The organism is Streptomyces sp. NPDC041205, from assembly GCF_055591765.1.
Genome location: NZ_JBVIZH010000001.1, coordinates 384,559 through 401,902, shown reverse-complemented (window position 1 = coordinate 401,902; position 17,344 = coordinate 384,559). Strand labels below are relative to the sequence as shown.

At 71.6% G+C, this 17,344-nt stretch carries 15 protein-coding genes; all 15 read left to right on the top strand.

Annotated elements, in window-relative coordinates:
- The first annotated feature begins 97 nt into the window (after window positions 1-97).
- The 15 genes from ftsL (at window position 98) to ACZ6BG_RS01740 (ending at window position 17,189) form a co-directional block, all read left to right on the top strand.
- Complete coding sequence (gene ftsL / locus ACZ6BG_RS01810; RefSeq protein ID WP_468995427.1) at window positions 98-712, top strand: cell division protein FtsL; 615 nt, start codon at window positions 98-100, stop codon at window positions 710-712.
- Window positions 713-717: 5 nt separating this feature from the next.
- The gene (locus ACZ6BG_RS01805) at window positions 718-2,733 is read left to right on the top strand and encodes a peptidoglycan D,D-transpeptidase FtsI family protein (RefSeq protein WP_468995423.1); all 2,016 of its coding nucleotides are present in this window, start codon (window positions 718-720) and stop codon (window positions 2,731-2,733) included.
- 80 nt (window positions 2,734-2,813) lie between these two features.
- Complete coding sequence (locus tag ACZ6BG_RS01800) at window positions 2,814-4,526, top strand: UDP-N-acetylmuramoyl-L-alanyl-D-glutamate--2,6-diaminopimelate ligase (RefSeq protein ID WP_468995420.1); 1,713 nt, start codon at window positions 2,814-2,816, stop codon at window positions 4,524-4,526.
- Window positions 4,527-4,530: 4 nt separating this feature from the next.
- Window positions 4,531-5,961 (top strand): UDP-N-acetylmuramoyl-tripeptide--D-alanyl-D-alanine ligase, encoded by a 1,431-nt coding sequence (locus tag ACZ6BG_RS01795; RefSeq protein ID WP_468995416.1) that lies wholly within the window; start codon window positions 4,531-4,533, stop codon window positions 5,959-5,961.
- Window positions 5,958-7,028: a phospho-N-acetylmuramoyl-pentapeptide-transferase gene (gene mraY, locus ACZ6BG_RS01790; protein WP_016643657.1), complete on the top strand. Its 1,071-nt coding sequence runs from the start codon at window positions 5,958-5,960 to the stop codon at window positions 7,026-7,028. The genes ACZ6BG_RS01795 and mraY overlap by 4 nt, the downstream gene beginning before the upstream one ends.
- A complete protein-coding gene (gene murD / locus ACZ6BG_RS01785; RefSeq protein WP_468995412.1) occupies window positions 7,025-8,491 on the top strand; it encodes a UDP-N-acetylmuramoyl-L-alanine--D-glutamate ligase in 1,467 nt (488 codons plus the stop codon). The genes mraY and murD overlap by 4 nt, the downstream gene beginning before the upstream one ends.
- A 141-nt stretch (window positions 8,492-8,632) precedes the next feature.
- Window positions 8,633-9,946 carry a putative lipid II flippase FtsW gene (gene ftsW / locus ACZ6BG_RS01780; protein WP_468449045.1) on the top strand — a complete coding sequence of 438 codons (1,314 nt, stop codon included), beginning with the start codon at window positions 8,633-8,635 and terminating at the stop codon, window positions 9,944-9,946.
- A 6-nt stretch (window positions 9,947-9,952) separates the two neighbouring features.
- Entirely contained in the window at window positions 9,953-11,047 is a 1,095-nt protein-coding gene (murG, locus tag ACZ6BG_RS01775; RefSeq protein WP_030361675.1) for an undecaprenyldiphospho-muramoylpentapeptide beta-N-acetylglucosaminyltransferase, read from the top strand.
- A gap of 16 nt (window positions 11,048-11,063) precedes the next feature.
- Window positions 11,064-11,891: a cell division protein FtsQ/DivIB gene (locus tag ACZ6BG_RS01770; protein ID WP_468995408.1), complete on the top strand. Its 828-nt coding sequence runs from the start codon at window positions 11,064-11,066 to the stop codon at window positions 11,889-11,891.
- A 275-nt stretch (window positions 11,892-12,166) separates the two neighbouring features.
- Window positions 12,167-13,393, top strand: a complete 1,227-nt coding sequence (ftsZ, locus tag ACZ6BG_RS01765; protein WP_468995405.1) for a cell division protein FtsZ — start codon at window positions 12,167-12,169, stop codon at window positions 13,391-13,393.
- Window positions 13,394-13,419: 26 nt separating this feature from the next.
- Complete coding sequence (gene pgeF / locus ACZ6BG_RS01760; protein WP_468995402.1) at window positions 13,420-14,130, top strand: peptidoglycan editing factor PgeF; 711 nt, start codon at window positions 13,420-13,422, stop codon at window positions 14,128-14,130.
- 6 nt (window positions 14,131-14,136) lie between these two features.
- Entirely contained in the window at window positions 14,137-14,856 is a 720-nt protein-coding gene (locus ACZ6BG_RS01755) for a YggS family pyridoxal phosphate-dependent enzyme (protein ID WP_468995396.1), read from the top strand.
- Window positions 14,857-14,984: 128 nt separating this feature from the next.
- The gene (locus ACZ6BG_RS01750) at window positions 14,985-15,632 is read left to right on the top strand and encodes a cell division protein SepF (protein WP_030361670.1); all 648 of its coding nucleotides are present in this window, start codon (window positions 14,985-14,987) and stop codon (window positions 15,630-15,632) included.
- A gap of 80 nt (window positions 15,633-15,712) precedes the next feature.
- Window positions 15,713-15,997 carry a YggT family protein gene (locus tag ACZ6BG_RS01745; RefSeq protein WP_030361669.1) on the top strand — a complete coding sequence of 95 codons (285 nt, stop codon included), beginning with the start codon at window positions 15,713-15,715 and terminating at the stop codon, window positions 15,995-15,997.
- Between the two features lie 55 nt (window positions 15,998-16,052).
- Window positions 16,053-17,189, top strand: a complete 1,137-nt coding sequence (locus ACZ6BG_RS01740; protein WP_468449033.1) for a DivIVA domain-containing protein — start codon at window positions 16,053-16,055, stop codon at window positions 17,187-17,189.
- The last annotated feature ends 155 nt before the right edge of the window (window positions 17,190-17,344 follow it).

The window sequence follows — 17,344 nt, the reverse complement described above, 5'->3', positions numbered from 1 at the left end:
AACGGCCGCACCGAAGGCCCTGGGCGCGGCCGCACCGCGGGCCCGCCGAGCGGCCCCACCGAAGAGGCCCCGTGAGCCGCGTCCGCGAGGAGGCCGTATGAGCAAGAAGCCCGAGCTGCGGGGGAGGGCCGCGCGGCTCGCCCGGCTGCTGCCCGCGGGCCCGAGCCAGGCCGCGCGCACGCCCTTCGTGCTCCTGGTCGTGCTGCTCCTCGGCGGCGGCCTCATCACGCTCCTGATCCTCAACTCCTCGCTCAACGAGGGCTCGTTCCAGCTGACCAAGCTGAAGAAGGAGACGCAGGAGCTCACCGACGAGGAGCAGGAGCTCCAGAAGGACGTCGACGAGTACGCCGCCCCGGACGCCCTCCAGCGCCGCGCCCGCGAGCTCGGCATGGTCCCCGGCGGCGACCCGGCCTTCCTCAGCCCCGACGGCACCGTCCGGGGCAAGCCCGGCGTCGCCCCCGGCGCCTCCGCCCTGCGCGAGTCCGCGGCCCGCCGCCCCGTCCCGGTCCCCGGCCCCTCGCACCTCCCGGCCGTCCCGTCCCCGTCCGCCCCCGCGCCGGGGCCCGCCGCGGCCACCTCCCCGCCCGCCCCCGGCCCGCAGCCCTCGGCCCCCGCCGCCGCACCCCCGGCACCCCCGGCACCCCTGTCCTCCGCACCGCCCCCATCCCCGGCCGCTCCCGCGAGGCCCGCCCCCACGACCCCCGGCAGGTGACGTAAGTGACGGACCGCCAACCGCCACCCCCACGCCGCCGGGTCCCCGGCCCGGCGCGGCCCGCCCGCCCCGGCGGCCGCAGCGGGCCCGGGCCAGGAGCGCGCCCGCCCGCCCGTCGCCCCCGCCCGTCCGGATCGAGGCCGCCCAAGGCGCCCCAGGCCAAGACCATCCGCCTGGGCAGCCCGCGGCCGCGCCTGCGCATGGTCAGCCTCGGCCTGACCCTGGTGATGCTGGCGTTCGTGGTGCGGCTTTTCCAGGTGCAGGCCGTGGACGCCGACACCTACGCCGCGAAGGCGGAGAAGAACCGGTACTCCACCCACAAGCTCGCCGCCGAGCGCGGGGCCATCACCGACCGCGGCGGCGTCGAACTCGCCACCAGCGTGGACGCGTACGACATCACCGCCGACCCCACCCTCTTCACGCCGAAGGAGACGAAGACCGGCGACGCGCCCGAGCAGGCCGCCGGGCTGCTCGCGCCGATCCTCGACGCGGACGCCGGTGAACTCGCCAAGAAACTCCGGACCCCCAAGACCCGCTTCACGCTCCTGGCGCGCCGTGAGGCCCCGCAGGTCTGGAAGCAGATCAAGGACCTGCGCTCCGCGCTCGCCGACAAGGCGAGCGCCGACCCCAAGGCGGTCAACGTCCTCGCGGGCGTCTTCGCCGTGCCCACCAGCAAGCGCGTGTACCCCAACGACGGCCTGGCCGCCGGGATACTGGGCTGGGTCAACGCCGACGGCAAGGGCGGCGGCGGCGTCGAGCAGCAGCTCGACAAGGAACTCGCGGGCAAGCAGGGCGAGATCCGCTACGCCCAGTCCGGCGGCCGCCAGGTGCCCACCGCGGGCAGCACCGAGAAGCCCGCCGTGCCCGGCTCGGACGTCGAGCTGACCATAGACCGCGACATCCAGTGGGCCGCCCAGGACGCCATCACCGAGCAGGTGCGCAAGTCCAAGGCCGACCGCGGCTACGTACTGGTGCAGGACACCCGCACCGGCGAGGTCCTCGCCATGGCCAACGCGCCCGGCTTCGACCCCAACAACCTGGCCCAGGCCCGCGGCGCCAGCCTCGGCAACGCCGCGCTCCAGGACGCCTACGAACCCGGCTCCACCGCCAAGGTCATGTCGATGGCCGCCGTCCTTGAGGAGAACGCCGCCACCCCCGGCACCCGCGTGACCGTGCCCAACCGCCTGCACCGCGGCGACCGGCTCTTCCAGGACGACATCGACCACCCGACCTGGTACCTCACGCTCAACGGCGTGCTCGCCAAGTCCAGCAACATCGGCACCATCCTCGCCACCGGCGAACTCGGCAAGACGCAGCGGGAGGTCAACCGGACCCTCTACGCGTACCTGCGGAAGTTCGGCATCGGCAAGGAGACCGGGCTCGGCTTCCCCGGCGAGACCTCCGGCATCCTCGCGCCGCCCGACAAGTGGTCGACCTCGCAGCAGTTCACGATCCCCTTTGGCCAGGGCGTCTCCATCAACGCCATGCAGGCCGCGTCCGTGTACTCGACCATCGCCAACGGCGGCGTCCGCGTCGAGCCGACGCTGGTGCGCGGCACCAAGGGGCCCGACGGCCGCTTCACGCCCGCGCCCGCGCCGAAGAAGACCCGCGTGGTCAGCGAGAAGACCGCGCGGACCGTCGCGCGGATGCTGGAGTCCGTCGTCGACGACGAGGAAGGCACCGGAACCAAGGCCCGCATCCCCGGCTACCGCGTCGCCGGCAAGACCGGCACGGCCAACCGGGTCGACCCGCAGACCGGCCGCTACCGCGGCTACACCTCGTCCTTCGCGGGCTTCGCGCCCGCCGACAAGCCGCGCGTCACCGTCTACTGCGTCATCCAGAACGCCACGAAGGGCAGCTACTTCGGCGGCCAGATCTGCGGCCCCATCTACAAGAAGGTCATGCAGTTCGCCCTCAAGACGCTCCAGGCCCCGCCCACCGGCAAGGCCCCCGCGCCGCTCCCGGTGACCTACGACCCCGGCAGGCCGGAGACCCCCGGCCGACCCGCGAACGGCGGCTAGGACGTGTCCGGTGGGCCGACGCGACGCCGCGCCGACCCATCGACCACGCCCTGGAGCGCACAGCCGGACAGGAACAGCCCGTGACGACCATCACCCCGGACCCGGGGAACCGGCCCGCGACACACCGTGCCGCCACCCCCGGGCCGCCGTTGCACCCGCCCGGCCGCACCGCGCGTGGCCCCCTGCCTTTTGGCCCCAACGGGGGTGTGCCCGGTACGCTCACCGCCGTGCCACACGCTGATCAGTCCCAAACCACCCAGAAGGACGCTCCCGTGACCTACCCGGGACCGCCGAGGCCGACCCAGGTCTCCGCCACCCCCCTCGCGGAGCTCGCCGATCAGCTGGGGGCCGCGGCCCCGGGCACGGACGCCGCCATCACCGGGATCACCCACGACTCGCGCGCGGTGCGCCCCGGCGACATCTACGCGGCCCTGCCCGGCGCCCGCATGCACGGCGCCGACTTCGTCGCCCAGGCCGCCGACCTCGGCGCCGCCGCGATCCTCACCGACCCGACCGGCGCCGACCGCGCCGCCACCACGGGGCTCCCGGTGCTCGTCGTCGCCGACCCGCGCGGCGCCATGGGCGAGCTGGCCGCGACGGTGTACGGCCATCCGGGCCGCGACCTGCTGCAGATCGGCATCACCGGCACGTCCGGCAAGACCACCACGGCGTACCTCATCGAGGGCGGTCTGAAGGCAGTCCGCGCCACCGGGCTCATCGGCACCGTCGAGACGCGCATCGGCGAGGAGCGCATCAAGTCCGAGCGGACCACGCCCGAAGCCACCGACCTGCAGGCGCTGTTCGCGGTGATGCGCGAGCGCGGCGTCGAGGCGGTCGCGATGGAGGTGTCCAGCCACGCGCTCGTGCTCGGCCGGGTCGACGGCTGCGTCTTCGACGTCGCCGTCTTCAACAACCTCAGCCCGGAGCACATGGAGTTCCACTCCGACATGGAGGACTACTTCCGGGCCAAGGCGCAGCTGTTCACCAAGCGGCGCGCCCGGCTCGGCGTGGTCAACCTCGACGACGAGTACGGACGCCGCCTCCTCACCGAGTCCGAGGTCCCCGTCACCAGCTTCTCCGCCGAGGGCCACCCGGACGCCGACTGGCGTGCCGAGGACGTCGAAGTCGGGCCGCTGGACTCCACGTTCACCGCCGTCGGCCCCAAGGGCGAGCGGATCGCCGCCCGCTCGCCGCTCGCCGGGCCCTTCAACGTCGCCAACACCCTCGCCGCGATCGTGTCGCTCGCCGTCGCCGGGATCGACCCGCAGCAGGCCGCCGACGGCGTCGCGGCCGTGCCGGGCGTCCCCGGCCGCCTGGAGCGCGTCGACGCCGGCCAGCCCTACCTCGCCGTCGTGGACTACGCCCACAAGACGGACGCCGTCGAATCGGTCCTGCGCGCGCTGCGCAAGGTCACCGAGGGCAAGCTGCACATCGTGCTCGGCTGCGGCGGCGACCGCGACCAGACCAAGCGCAGGCCGATGGGCGCGGCCGCGGCCCGGCTCGCCGACTCCGCCGTACTGACGTCCGACAACCCCCGCGGCGAGGACCCCCTCGCCATCCTCGCGACGATGCTCGCGGGCGCCGCCGAGGTGCCCGCCCACGAGCGCGGTGACGTCGCCGTCTTCGAGGACCGCGCCGCCGCCATCCGCGCGGCCGTCGCCCGCGCCGAGCCCGGGGACACCGTCCTGGTCGCGGGCAAGGGACATGAACAGGGCCAGGACATCGCCGGGGTGGTCCGTCCCTTCGACGACCGCCTGGTGCTTCGCGAAGCTATCGAGCAAACCCAGGGATGAAGTTGTGATCGCCCTCTCCCTCGCCGAGATCGCCACCGTCGTCGGCGGGCAGACGTACGACATACCGGATCCGCAGGTCCAGGTGACCGCGCCGGTCGTCAGGGACTCCCGTGAGGTGGAGCCCGGCGGCCTGTTCGCCGCCTTCGTGGGCGAGCGCGTCGACGGGCACGACTACGCCGCCCAGGTCGTCGGGGCGGGCGCGGTCGCCGTGCTCGGCTCACGGCCGTGCGGGGTGCCCGCGATCGTCGTCGACGATGTGCCGCGGGCGCTCGGCGCCCTCGCCCGGCACGTCGTCGCCCGGCTCGGCGCGACCCTCGTCGCCCTCACCGGCTCCGCGGGCAAGACCAGCACCAAGGACCTGGTCGCCCAGGTCATCGGCCGCAAGGCGCCCACCGTGTGGACGCCGGGCTCGCTCAACAACGAGATCGGCCTGCCGCTGACCGCGCTGAGCGCCACCGACGAGACGAAGTTCCTCGTCCTGGAGATGGGCGCCCGCGGCATCGGCCACATCCGGTACCTGACCGAGCTGACGCCGCCGAAGATCGGCCTCGTCCTGAACGTCGGCACCGCCCACATCGGCGAGTTCGGCGGCCGCGAGCAGATCGCGCAAGCAAAGGGCGAGCTGGTCGAGGCGCTCCCGGCCGACGGCGCCGCGATCCTCAACGCCGACGACCCCCTCGTACGCGCGATGGCCTCCCGTACGAAGGCCCGGGTGCTGCTCTTCGGAGAGGCCGCCGACGCCGACGTACGCGCCGAGAATGTCCGGCTCACCGAGAACGGACAGCCCGCCTTCACGCTCACCACACCCACCGGGTGCAGCGACGTGCGGCTGCGCCTGTACGGTGAGCACCACGTGTCGAACGCGCTCGCCGCGGCCGCCGTCGCCCATGAGCTGGGCATGTCCGTGGACGAGATCGCCCTCGCGCTCTCCGAGGCGGGCACGCTGTCCCGCTGGCGGATGGAGGTCACCGAGCGCCAGGACGGCGTGACGGTCGTCAACGACGCCTACAACGCGAACCCCGAGTCCATGCGAGCCGCTCTGCGCGCGCTCGCGGCCATGGGCAGAGCCGCACAGGCCGAGGGTGGACGCACGTGGGCGGTGCTCGGTCACATGGCCGAGCTCGGTGACGACGGGCTCGCCGAGCACGACGCGGTCGGGCGCCTTGCCGTCCGGCTGAACGTGAACAAGCTCGTGGCAGTCGGGGGCAGGGAAGCGTCCTGGCTCCAACTGGGCGCATACAACGAGGGTTCGTGGGGTGAGGAGTCGGTGCACGTGTCCGACGCACAGGCGGCGATCGACCTGCTGCGCAGCGAGCTGCGCCCAGGAGACGTCGTGCTGGTGAAGGCGTCCAGATCGGTCGGTCTCGAGCGGGTCGCGCTGGCGCTGCTCGATGACGCCGCCGCCTCTCCGGAGGGGCAGGTCGCCGGCCGATGAGGCAGATCCTCTTCGCGGGTGTGATCGGGCTCTTCCTGACCCTGGTCGGTACGCCCCTGCTGATCAAGCTCCTGGCCCGCAAGGGCTATGGCCAGTTCATCCGGGACGACGGCCCGCGCGAGCACCACAGCAAGCGCGGTACGCCGACGATGGGCGGCATCGCCTTCATCCTGGCCACGCTCATCGCGTACTTCCTCACGAAGTTCATCACCGGCGGGGAGTTCACGCTCTCCGGTCTGCTGGTGCTCTTCCTGATGGCGGGCATGGGCCTGGTCGGCTTCCTCGACGACTACATCAAGATCGTCAAGCAGCGCTCGCTCGGTCTGCGGGCCAAGGCCAAGATGGCGGGCCAGCTGATCGTCGGCATCGGCTTCGCCGTGCTCGCGCTGAACTGGCCCGACAACCGAAACCAGACCCCGGCCTCCACCAAGCTGTCGTTCGTCACGGACTTCGGCTGGTCGATCGGCCCGGTCCTGTTCGTGGTCTGGGCGCTGTTCATGATCCTCGCGATGTCGAACGGCGTGAACCTCACCGACGGCCTCGACGGTCTCGCCACCGGCGCCTCCGTGATGGTCTTCGGCGCCTACACCTTCATCGGCGTCTGGCAGTACCAGGAGTCCTGCGCCAACGCGAACACCCTCACCAACCCGGAGGCGTGTTTCGAGGTCAGAGACCCACTCGACCTCGCGGTCGTGGCCTCCGCGCTGATGGGCGCCTGCTTCGGCTTCCTGTGGTGGAACACCTCGCCCGCGAAGATCTTCATGGGTGACACCGGCTCGCTGGCCCTCGGCGGCGCGCTCGCCGGACTCGCGATCTGCTCCCGCACGGAGCTGCTGCTCGCGCTCCTCGGCGGCCTCTTCGTCCTGATCACCATGTCCGTGGTCATCCAGGTCGGCTCCTTCCGCCTCACCGGCAAACGCGTCTTCCGCATGGCGCCACTCCAGCACCACTTCGAACTGAAGGGGTGGTCGGAAGTCCTTGTCGTGGTCCGCTTCTGGATCATCCAGGGCATGTGCGTGATCGTCGGACTCGGACTCTTCTACGCAGGGTGGGCGGCCACCAAGTGACCAGCTGGCAGGGCAGGAACGTCACCGTCGCCGGGCTCGGCGTGAGCGGCCTCAGCGCCGCCCGCGCGCTCGCGGGCCTCGGCGCGGCGGTGACCGTCGTGGACGGCGGCGACGGCGAGACCCACCGGGCGCGGGCCGCCGAGCTCGCGGCCGCCGGGATCGCCGTACGCCTCGGGGACGCCGAGACGCTCCCCGAGGGCACCGACCTCGTCGTCACCTCGCCCGGCTGGAAGCCCTCCTCGCCGCTGTTCCAGGCCGCCGCGGAGGCGGGCGTCGACGTCGTCGGCGACGTCGAGATCGCCTGGCGCCTGCGCGGCCCGGACGCCGCGCCCTGGCTCGCGATCACCGGCACCAACGGCAAGACCACCACCACGCAGATGCTCGCGTCGATCCTGGCCGCCGCCGGGCTGCGCACGGCGGCCGTCGGCAACATCGGCACGCCCATCGTGGACGTGGTCCTGGAAGACAGGGCGGCGCGCGAAGCGCGTTCGATCGAGGGCGGTGGTGGGCGACGGGAGGGAGACGACGCCTACGACGTGCTCGCCGTCGAGCTGTCCTCCTACCAGCTGCACTGGGCGCCCTCCCTGCGCGCCCACTCGGCGGCCGTCCTGAACCTGGCCCCCGACCACCTCGACTGGCACGGCTCCATGGAGGCGTACGCCGCCGACAAGGGCCGCGTCTACGAGGGCAACCAGGTGGCGTGCGTCTACAACGTCGCCGACAAGGCCACCGAGGACCTGGTCCGCGAGGCCGACGTCGAAGAGGGCTGCCGCGCCATCGGTTTCACGCTGACCGCGCCCGCCCCCTCGCAACTGGGCGTCGTGGACGGCATCCTGGTCGACCGTGCCTTCGTGCCGGACCGCCAGAAGCAGGCCCAGGAGCTCGCCGAGATCTCCGACGTGCGGCCGCCCGCCCCGCACAACATCGCCAACGCCCTCGCCGCCGCGGGCCTCGCGCGCGCGTTCGGCGTGGAGGCGGCGGCGGTGCGCGAGGGGCTGCGCGCCTTCCGGCCCGACGCACACCGCATCGAGCACGTGGCCGACGTCGAGGGCGTCGCCTACATCGACGACTCCAAGGCCACCAACACCCACGCCGCGCAGGCGTCGTTGGCGGCGTACGAGCCGATCGTGTGGATCGCCGGCGGGCTCGCCAAGGGCGCCACCTTCGACGAGCTGGTCGCGGGCGCCGCGGGGCGGCTGCGGGGGGTCGTCCTGATCGGCGCCGACCGCGCGCTGATCCGCGAAGCGCTCGCGCGACACGCGCCCGAAGTACCCGTCGTGGACCTCGACCGGACGGACACTGGGGCGATGTCCGAGGCCGTACGGCAGGCCGCGCGGCTCGCGCGGCCGGGGGACACCGTCCTGATGGCGCCGGCCTGTGCGTCGATGGACATGTTCACCAACTACAACAAGCGTGGTGACGCGTTCGCGGCAGCGGTCCGCGAACTCGGCGCGAGCGCCTGACGGCGGGCCCAGCGTGGTCCGGGGGCGCCCGGCACCCGAAGGAGGGCACGTGGCAGCCGTGGGAACGCCGTCGTGGCGGGGGTTTCGTGGACGGCCGCGCGCCGGCGGGGGATGCGTGCGCGCGGGCGCGGGGTGCCGCTGATGGCCGGGCGCGCCTCCGTGCGCACCCCGCGCACCCCGAAGCGACCGGCGCGGCCGCGGGCCACCCCGGTGGTCCGTGAGAGCTCGCCGCGGCGGCTCTACGACCGGGCCCGCAAGGCCTGGGACCGGCCGCTGACCGCGTACTACCTGATCCTCGGCAGCAGCCTGCTGCTCACGGCGCTCGGCCTCGTGATGGTCTACTCGGCGTCGATGATCCAGGCGTTGCAGCTGAACCTGCCCGCCTCCTACTTCTTCCGCAAGCAGTTCGTCGCCGCGGTCCTCGGGTCCGCCTTGCTGCTCATCGCCATGCGGATGCCGGTCAAGCTGCACCGGGCGCTGTCCTACCCGATGCTGGCCGCCTCCGTCTTCCTGATGGTCCTCGTCCAGATTCCCGGGATAGGGCGCAGCGTCAACGGCAATCAGAACTGGATCTATTTGGGGGGCCCTTTCCAGCTCCAGCCCAGCGAGTTCGGCAAGCTCGCGCTGGTGCTGTGGGGAGCGGACCTGCTGGCGCGCAAACAGGACAAGCGGCTTCTCACCCAGTGGAAGCACATGCTGGTGCCGCTGGTTCCGGTCACCTTCATGCTGCTCGGCCTGATCATGCTGGGCGGCGACATGGGCACGGCCATCATCCTCACCGCGATCCTGTTCGGCCTGTTGTGGCTGGCGGGCGCCCCGACGCGGCTGTTCGCGGGCGTCCTGAGCATCGCGGCCGTCCTCGGTGTGATCCTCATCAAGACCAGCCCGAACCGGATGGCCAGGCTCGCCTGCATCGGCGCGACCGACCCCGGACCCGGCGACCAGTGCTGGCAGGCCGTGCACGGCATCTACGCCCTGGCCTCTGGCGGATTCTTCGGTTCCGGCCTCGGCGCGAGTGTGGAAAAATGGGGTCAACTGCCCGAACCGCACACCGACTTCATCTTCGCCATCACCGGGGAGGAACTCGGCCTGGCGGGGACGCTGTCGGTGCTCGCCCTGTTCGCGGCTCTAGGCTATGCGGGTATCCGCGTGGCCGGACGCACGGAGGACCCCTTCGTGAGGTACGCAGCGGGAGGCGTGACCACCTGGATCACGGCCCAGGCCGTGATCAACGTCGGTGCGGTGCTCGGTCTGCTGCCGATCGCCGGTGTTCCGCTCCCGCTGTTCTCCTACGGAGGTTCAGCCCTGCTGCCGACCATGTTCGCCATCGGGCTTCTCATCGCCTTCGCGCGTGAGGACCCGGCGGCGAAGGCGGCCCTGGCCATGCGGCAGCCTCGGGTGAGATGGAACACGATGCGACGGCGCGTCAAGGCGCGTTCGTCCGGAGAGCGGTGAATTTCGGTGCATGTCGTACTCGCCGGTGGGGGGACCGCCGGCCACATCGAGCCTGCGCTCGCCCTCGCGGACGCCCTGCGCAGGCAGGACCCGACCGTGGGGATCACGGCCCTGGGCACGGAGCGCGGCCTCGAGACCCGACTCGTACCCGAGCGGGGCTATGAACTCGCCCTCATCCCCGCCGTGCCGCTGCCGCGCAAGCCCACCCCCGAGCTGATCACCGTGCCCGGGCGGCTGCGCGGCACCATCAAGGCGGCCGAGCAGATCCTGGAGCGCACCAAGGCCGACTGCGTGGTCGGCTTCGGCGGCTATGTGGCGCTGCCCGGCTATCTGGCGGCCAAGCGCGCGGGTGTGCCGATCGTGGTGCACGAGGCCAACGCGCGCCCCGGGCTCGCCAACAAGATCGGCTCGCGGTACGCCTCCGGGGTCGCGGTCTCCACGCCCGACAGCAAGCTGCGTGGCTCGCGCTACATCGGCATCCCGCTGCGCCGCACCATCGCGCTGCTCGACCGGGCCCGGGTCCGCCCGGAGGCCCGCGCGGCCTTCAACCTCGACCCGAACCTGCCCACGCTGCTCGTCTCCGGCGGCTCCCAGGGCGCCCGGCGCCTGAACGAGGTCGTCCAGCAGGTCGCCCCGGTGCTCCAGCGCGCGGGCATCCAGATCCTGCACGCGGTCGGCCCGAAGAACGAAATGCCGTACGTGGAGAACATGCCCGGGATGCCCCCCTACATCCCGGTACCGTACGTGGACCGGATGGACCTCGCGTACGCCGCGGCCGACATGATGCTCTGCCGCGCGGGCGCGATGACCGTCGCCGAGTTGTCCGCCGTCGGGCTGCCGGCCGCCTACGTCCCGCTGCCCATCGGCAACGGCGAACAGCGGCTCAACGCCCAGCCGGTGGTCAAGGCGGGCGGCGGCCTGCTGGTCGACGACGCGGAGCTCACCCCCGAGTGGGTCCAGGGCAATGTCCTGCCCGTGCTCGCCGACCCGCACCGGCTGTACGAGATGTCCCGTGCCGCCTCGGAGTTCGGCCGCAGGGACGCCGACGACCTCCTCGTCAACATGGTGTACGAGGCGATTGCGTCACGCCGCAACGCGTGAGAGAAGGCAGGGGACTGTGGCCGGACGGGCCGGACCGACGACCGCCGAACGGCGGAGGGCTGGGTCTGGGCCGTCCCGCCCGTCCCGCCCGCGCCCCCGCCGACCGCGGCTGCCGCGGGCCCTGCGGGCACCGCGGGTGCGGCTCCTGATCGTCCTCGCGCTCGCCCTCGCCGTGCTCGCCGGGGGCGGCGCCTGGGTGTTCTACGGCTCGCCGTGGCTGCGGGTGGAGCGGGTGACGACGTCCGGGACGATGGTCCTCAAGCCGCACCAGGTGCGCGAGGTCGCGGGCGTACCGGTCGGGGAACCACTGATTTCGGTCGATTCCGGAGCCATCGAAGAGCGGCTTCGGAGAAAATTGCCCCGAATTGACTCGGTTGATGTCGTCCGCTCCTGGCCCCATGGAATCGCACTGAAAGTGACGGAGCGCACGCCGGTTCTGCTCATCGAAAAGGACGGAAAGTTCGTCGAAGTGGACGCGAAGGGTGTTCGTTTCGCCACCGTCGAGAAGGCGCCGAAGGGCACCCCCCTCCTCGAAATGGCCACGGACCCCTCCGGCGGCGCCGCCGCGAGCCTGCGCCGCTTCGACGCCGCACGGCTGCGCCGCGAGGCCGTCCGCGTGGTCGCCGCCCTGCCCGGCGCGGTCGCGGCGGACACCCGGACCGTCAAGGTCCGTTCGTACGACTCCATCTCGCTGCGGCTGCGTGACGACCGCACGGTCATGTGGGGGAGCGGCGAGAAGGGGCGCGCAAAGGCCGAGGCGCTGGCCGGGCTCATGAAAGCAGTTCCGAAGGCACGGCACTTCGATGTGAGCGTCCCCACCGCCCCTGCGTCATCGGCGAGTTGACGTACATCAGCGCAGGCCAGCACCCTGGATGGGCAGGCTTAAGCCTGATCACATAGGGTGAAAAGAAAAACGGGAGGTTCGGCGTGTTCGTTGAACGTGCGCCACTTGTCGACTTAGTGTCCTGTTCGGAAGAGTCCAGGGAACAGACACACTGGTAACCCTAAACTTCAGCGTTAGGGTTCGGGTCGGCGTTCGGACCGTCCCATTCGGCATCAGTCGTCGTATCGCGGCAGTGCGAGACGGCGACACGTAACTCGAGGCGAGAGGCCTTCGACGTGGCAGCACCGCAGAACTACCTCGCAGTCATCAAAGTCATCGGTGTCGGCGGCGGTGGTGTCAATGCCATCAACCGGATGATCGAGGTCGGTCTCAAGGGCGTCGAGTTCATCGCCATCAACACCGACGCGCAAGCCCTGTTGATGAGCGACGCCGACGTCAAGCTCGACGTCGGCCGGGAACTCACCCGCGGACTCGGCGCCGGAGCCAACCCGGCCGTCGGCCGCAAGGCCGCCGAGGATCACCGCGAGGAGATCGAGGAGGTCCTCAAGGGGGCCGACATGGTCTTCGTGACGGCCGGTGAGGGCGGCGGCACCGGCACGGGCGGCGCGCCCGTGGTCGCCAACATCGCGCGCTCGCTCGGCGCCCTGACGATCGGTGTGGTCACCCGGCCGTTCACCTTCGAGGGCCGCCGCCGCGCGAACCAGGCGGAGGACGGCATCGCCGAGCTCCGCGAAGAGGTCGACACCCTCATCGTCATCCCCAACGACCGGCTCCTGTCCATCTCGGACCGCCAGGTCAGCGTGCTCGACGCCTTCAAGTCGGCCGACCAGGTGCTCCTCTCCGGTGTGCAGGGCATCACCGACCTCATCACCACGCCCGGCCTGATCAACCTCGACTTCGCCGACGTCAAGTCGGTCATGTCCGAGGCGGGTTCGGCGCTCATGGGCATCGGCTCGGCCCGCGGCGACGACCGCGCGGTGGCCGCGGCCGAGATGGCGATCTCCTCGCCGCTCCTGGAGGCGTCCATCGACGGCGCCCGGGGCGTCCTGCTCTCCATCTCCGGCGGCTCCGACCTCGGCCTCTTCGAGATCAACGAAGCGGCCCAACTGGTCAGCGAGGCCGCGCACCCCGAGGCCAACATCATCTTCGGCGCGGTCATCGACGACGCGCTCGGCGACGAGGTCCGGGTCACCGTCATCGCGGCCGGCTTCGACGGCGGCCAGCCTCCGTCCAAGCGGGACAACGTCCTCGGCTCGGCGTCCGCCAAGCGCGAGGAGCCGACGCCCCCGACCCGGGGGACCGAAACGTCCCGTCCGGCCCCGGCGTTCGGCGGCCTCGGCAGCGTCACCCCGCGCGACGACGCGCCCGCGCCCGAGCAGCCCGAGCCGGTCCAGGCGAGCGAGCCCCCGGCCGCGTCGGCGACTGCTCCGCAGGTCCCCCCGACCCGTCTGCACCAGGACAGCCAGGCCGAAGAGCTGGACGTGCCGGACTTCCTGAAGTGATAGACAAGCGCTCCGAAACGAGCACCGTGAGCGGCGCCCACTTCGCCTTCACCGACCGGTGGGGCGGGGTGAGCGCCGTTCCGTACGAGGAGCTCAACCTCGGCGGAGCGGTCGGCGACGACCCCGAAGCCGTACGCCACAACCGCGAGGCCGTCGCCGCGCACCTCGGCATCGACCCCGCGCAGGTGGTCTGGATGAACCAGGTGCACGGACGGGACGTCGCCGTGGTCGACGGCCCCTGGGCGGACCGCGAGGGGATCCCGGCGGTCGACGCGGTCGTCACCGCCCGGCGCGGCGTCGCCCTCGCCGTCCTCACCGCCGACTGCACCCCGGTGCTGCTCGCCGACCCGGTCGCGGGAGTCGCCGCGGCCGCGCACGCGGGCAGGCCCGGAATGATCGCCGGGGTGGTGCCCGCGGCCGTCGAGGCCATGGTCGCCCTCGGCGCCCGCCCGGACCGGATCGTGGCCCGCACCGGGCCCGCCGTCTGCGGCCGTTGTTACGAAGTACCCGCGGACATGCGCGCCGACGTCGCCGCCGTGGAACCCGCGGCGTACGCCGAGACGAGCTGGGGCACACCCGCGGTCGACGTGACCGCCGGAGTGCACGCGCAGCTCGACCGGCTCGGCGTGCGCGACCGGGAGCAGTCGCCGGTGTGCACACGGGAGTCGGGCGATCACTTCTCGTACCGCCGCGACCGCACGACCGGTCGGCTGGCTGGCTATGTGTGGTTGGACTGATGGGGCATGACGGACCGTAAGGCGGAACTCGCCGGAAATCTGGCGAAAGTGGAAGAGCGCATCGAGGCGGCCTGCGCGGCGGCGGGCCGCAAGCGCGAGGAACTGACCCTGATCGTGGTCACCAAGACCTACCCCGCGAGCGATGTGCGGTTTCTCTCGGAACTCGGCGTGCGCCATGTCGCCGAGAACCGTGACCAGGACGCGGCGCCGAAGGCCGCGGCCTGCGCGGACCTCCCGCTCAGCTGGCACTTCGTGGGCCAGTTGCAGACCAACAAGGTGCGTTCCGTGGTCGGTTACGCGGACGTGGTGCAGTCGGTGGACCGGCCCAGGCTGGTCACGGCGCTGTCCACGGCAGCCGTGCGCGCCGGGCGCGAGGTCGGCTGCCTGCTCCAGGTCGCCCTCGACGCGGAGGCCGACGGGCGGGGGGACCGCGGTGGCGTGGGTCCCGGCGGGATCGAGGAGTTGGCCGCATCCGTGGCCGACGCCCCCGGACTGCGACTCGACGGTCTGATGACCGTCGCGCCGCTCACCGGGGAATACGCGGGACGGCAACAGGCGGCGTTCGAGCGGCTGATGGATTTGTCGACTGCCCTGCGCGTGGCCCATCCGGCTGCGAACATGGTGTCGGCAGGGATGAGTGCGGACCTCGAACAGGCCGTGGCGGCCGGGGCGACACATGTGCGCGTCGGTACGGCGGTACTCGGAGTCCGACGCGGGCTCGGGTAACGTCGCCAGGAAGTCGGACCACAGCAGAAAATATGGTCATTCCCGCAGTTCGGCGGGAGACCTCGTGGATCGCGGGCAGTTGATGACGACGGACCTCTCGATCCACCACAGAGCGGAGGACTCAGAGCATGGCCGGCGCGATGCGCAAGATGGCGGTCTACCTCGGCCTCGTGGAGGACGACGGTTACGACGGTCGGGGCTTCGACCCCGACGACGATTTCGAGCCCGAGCCGGAGCCCGAGCGCGACCGCCGACGGCACGAGCCGTCGCACCAGTCCCACCAGTCCCACCTCGCGGACCGGGACTTGGACCGGGACGAATCGGTACGAGTGGTGCAGCCGCCCGCGCCCCGCGAACCGGCGCCGCGCGCCGCTTCGCTTCCCGCTGAATCGGGACGTCCGGCGCGAATCGCCCCCGTGGCATCCATCACACCTGAACGCCAGAGCCTGGAGAAGAACGCACCGGTGATCATGCCCAAGGTCGTGTCCGAGCGTGAGCCCTACCGCATCACCACACTTCACCCCCGGACCTACAACGAAGCCCGTACCATCGGGGAACACTTCCGCGAAGGCACCCCGGTGATCATGAACTTGACGGAGATGGACGACACGGATGCGAAGCGACTTGTCGACTTTGCCGCCGGTCTGGTCTTCGGCCTGCATGGCAGTATCGAGCGAGTGACGCAGAAGGTGTTCCTGTTGTCGCCTGCTAACGTCGATGTCACGGCGGAGGACAAGGCCCGCATCGCAGAGGGCGGGTTCTTCAACCAGAGCTGAGACGCAAGTGCAGTAGACGGCAGTTATCGGATCGACACAGCACGGACTCGACTGAGGACAGGGGAGAGGGAAACACGAACATGGGCGTGGTCTTGCAAGTGATCTACATCGCTCTGATGTGTTTCCTCATCGTGCTGATCTTCCGGCTGGTCATGGACTACGTCTTCCAGTTCGCCCGCTCATGGCAACCCGGCAAGGCGATGGTGGTCGTTCTGGAGGCCACCTACACTGTCACCGATCCACCGCTCAAGCTTCTGCGGCGGTTCATTCCGCCGCTGCGTCTCGGGGGCGTGGCGCTCGACCTGTCCTTCTTCGTGCTGATGATCATCGTCTACATCCTGATCTCCGTCGTGAGCCGGCTGTGAGCGCGATGTCAACTACGTTCTTGCCGAATGCCGACGACTACGTTGAGGTGAAGAGATGCCGCTGACCCCCGAGGACGTGCGGAACAAGCAGTTCACGACCGTCCGCCTCCGAGAAGGCTATGACGAGGACGAGGTCGATGCCTTCCTCGATGAGGTCGAAGCCGAACTGACCCGCTTGCTCCGTGAGAACGAGGATCTGCGAGCCAAGCTGGCCGCCGCCACGCGCGCGGCCGCGCAGAACCAGCAGCAGGGCGGCATGCGCAAGGGCCCCGGCGGTCCCGGTGGCCCCGACGGGCCGCAGGACCAACGAGGTCCCGGCGCCCCCGTGCCCGCCGCAATATCTGGCCCGCAGCCGGTGCCGCCGCAGCAGCAGCACCCGATGGGCGGCCCGCCCCAGCTTCCGGGCGGCGCTCCGCAGCTTCCCCCCGGCCCCGGCGGCCACGGTCCGCAGGGCGGTCCGCAGGGTCCCGGCCCGATGGGTCAGGGTCCCGGTCCGATGGGCCAGGGCCAGATGCAGGGTCAGATGGGTGGCCCCATGGGCGGCCCGATGGGCGGTCACGGCCCCCAGCTTCCGCAGCCCGGCCAGGGCCCCGGCGGCGACAGCGCCGCCCGTGTGCTCTCGCTCGCGCAGCAGACCGCCGACCAGGCGATCGCGGAGGCCCGTTCCGAGGCCAACAAGATCGTGGGCGAGGCCCGTTCGCGCGCCGAGGGCCTGGAGCGGGACGCCCGCGCCAAGGCCGACGCCCTGGAGCGGGACGCGCAGGAGAAGCACCGCGTCGCGATGGGCTCCCTGGAGTCCGCCCGCGCCACGCTTGAGCGCAAGGTCGAGGACCTGCGCGGCTTCGAGCGCGAGTACCGCACGCGGCTGAAGTCCTACCTGGAGTCGCAGCTGCGTCAGCTGGAGACCCAGGCCGACGACTCGCTGGCCCCGCCGCGGACCCCGGCGACCGCCTCCCTGCCGCCGTCCCCGGCGCCCTCCATGGCCTCGGCCGGCGCGGGTGCCCCTTCCTACGGCGGCAACCAGTCCATGGGCGGCAACCCGGCCCCGGGCGCCCCGTCCTACGGCGGGCAGCAGCAGATGTCGCCCGCGATGACGCAGCCGATGGCGCCGGTGCGGCCGCAGGGCCAGCAGCCGATGCAGCAGGCTCCGTCCCCGATGCGCGGTTTCCTCATCGACGAGGACGACAACTGACGGGCTTCACCACGCCGTAGGCGTCGGCAGTTGTACAGGGCGAGGCCCCCGGAGATCCGGGGGCCTCGCCCTTTTGCGTGCGCTGCCCCCGGCGGGTCGCCATAGGCGTCGGTCCAGGGGCAGCAGAAACGTTCCGACGTTTGTGCGCGGGCACG

Bases quoted from the DNA above. Each gene is read 5' to 3' on its own strand.
- ftsL (WP_468995427.1), top strand. From the start codon at position 98: ATGAGCAAGAAGCCCGAGCTGCGGGGGAGGGCCGCGCGGCTCGCCCGG.
- mraY (WP_016643657.1), top strand. From the start codon at position 5,958: ATGAGGCAGATCCTCTTCGCGGGTGTGATCGGGCTCTTCCTGACCCTG.
- ftsW (WP_468449045.1), top strand. From the start codon at position 8,633: ATGGCCGGGCGCGCCTCCGTGCGCACCCCGCGCACCCCGAAGCGACCG.
- ACZ6BG_RS01755 (WP_468995396.1), top strand. From the start codon at position 14,137: ATGACGGACCGTAAGGCGGAACTCGCCGGAAATCTGGCGAAAGTGGAA.
- ACZ6BG_RS01750 (WP_030361670.1), top strand. From the start codon at position 14,985: ATGGCCGGCGCGATGCGCAAGATGGCGGTCTACCTCGGCCTCGTGGAG.
- ACZ6BG_RS01745 (WP_030361669.1), top strand. From the start codon at position 15,713: ATGGGCGTGGTCTTGCAAGTGATCTACATCGCTCTGATGTGTTTCCTC.
- ACZ6BG_RS01740 (WP_468449033.1), top strand. From the start codon at position 16,053: ATGCCGCTGACCCCCGAGGACGTGCGGAACAAGCAGTTCACGACCGTC.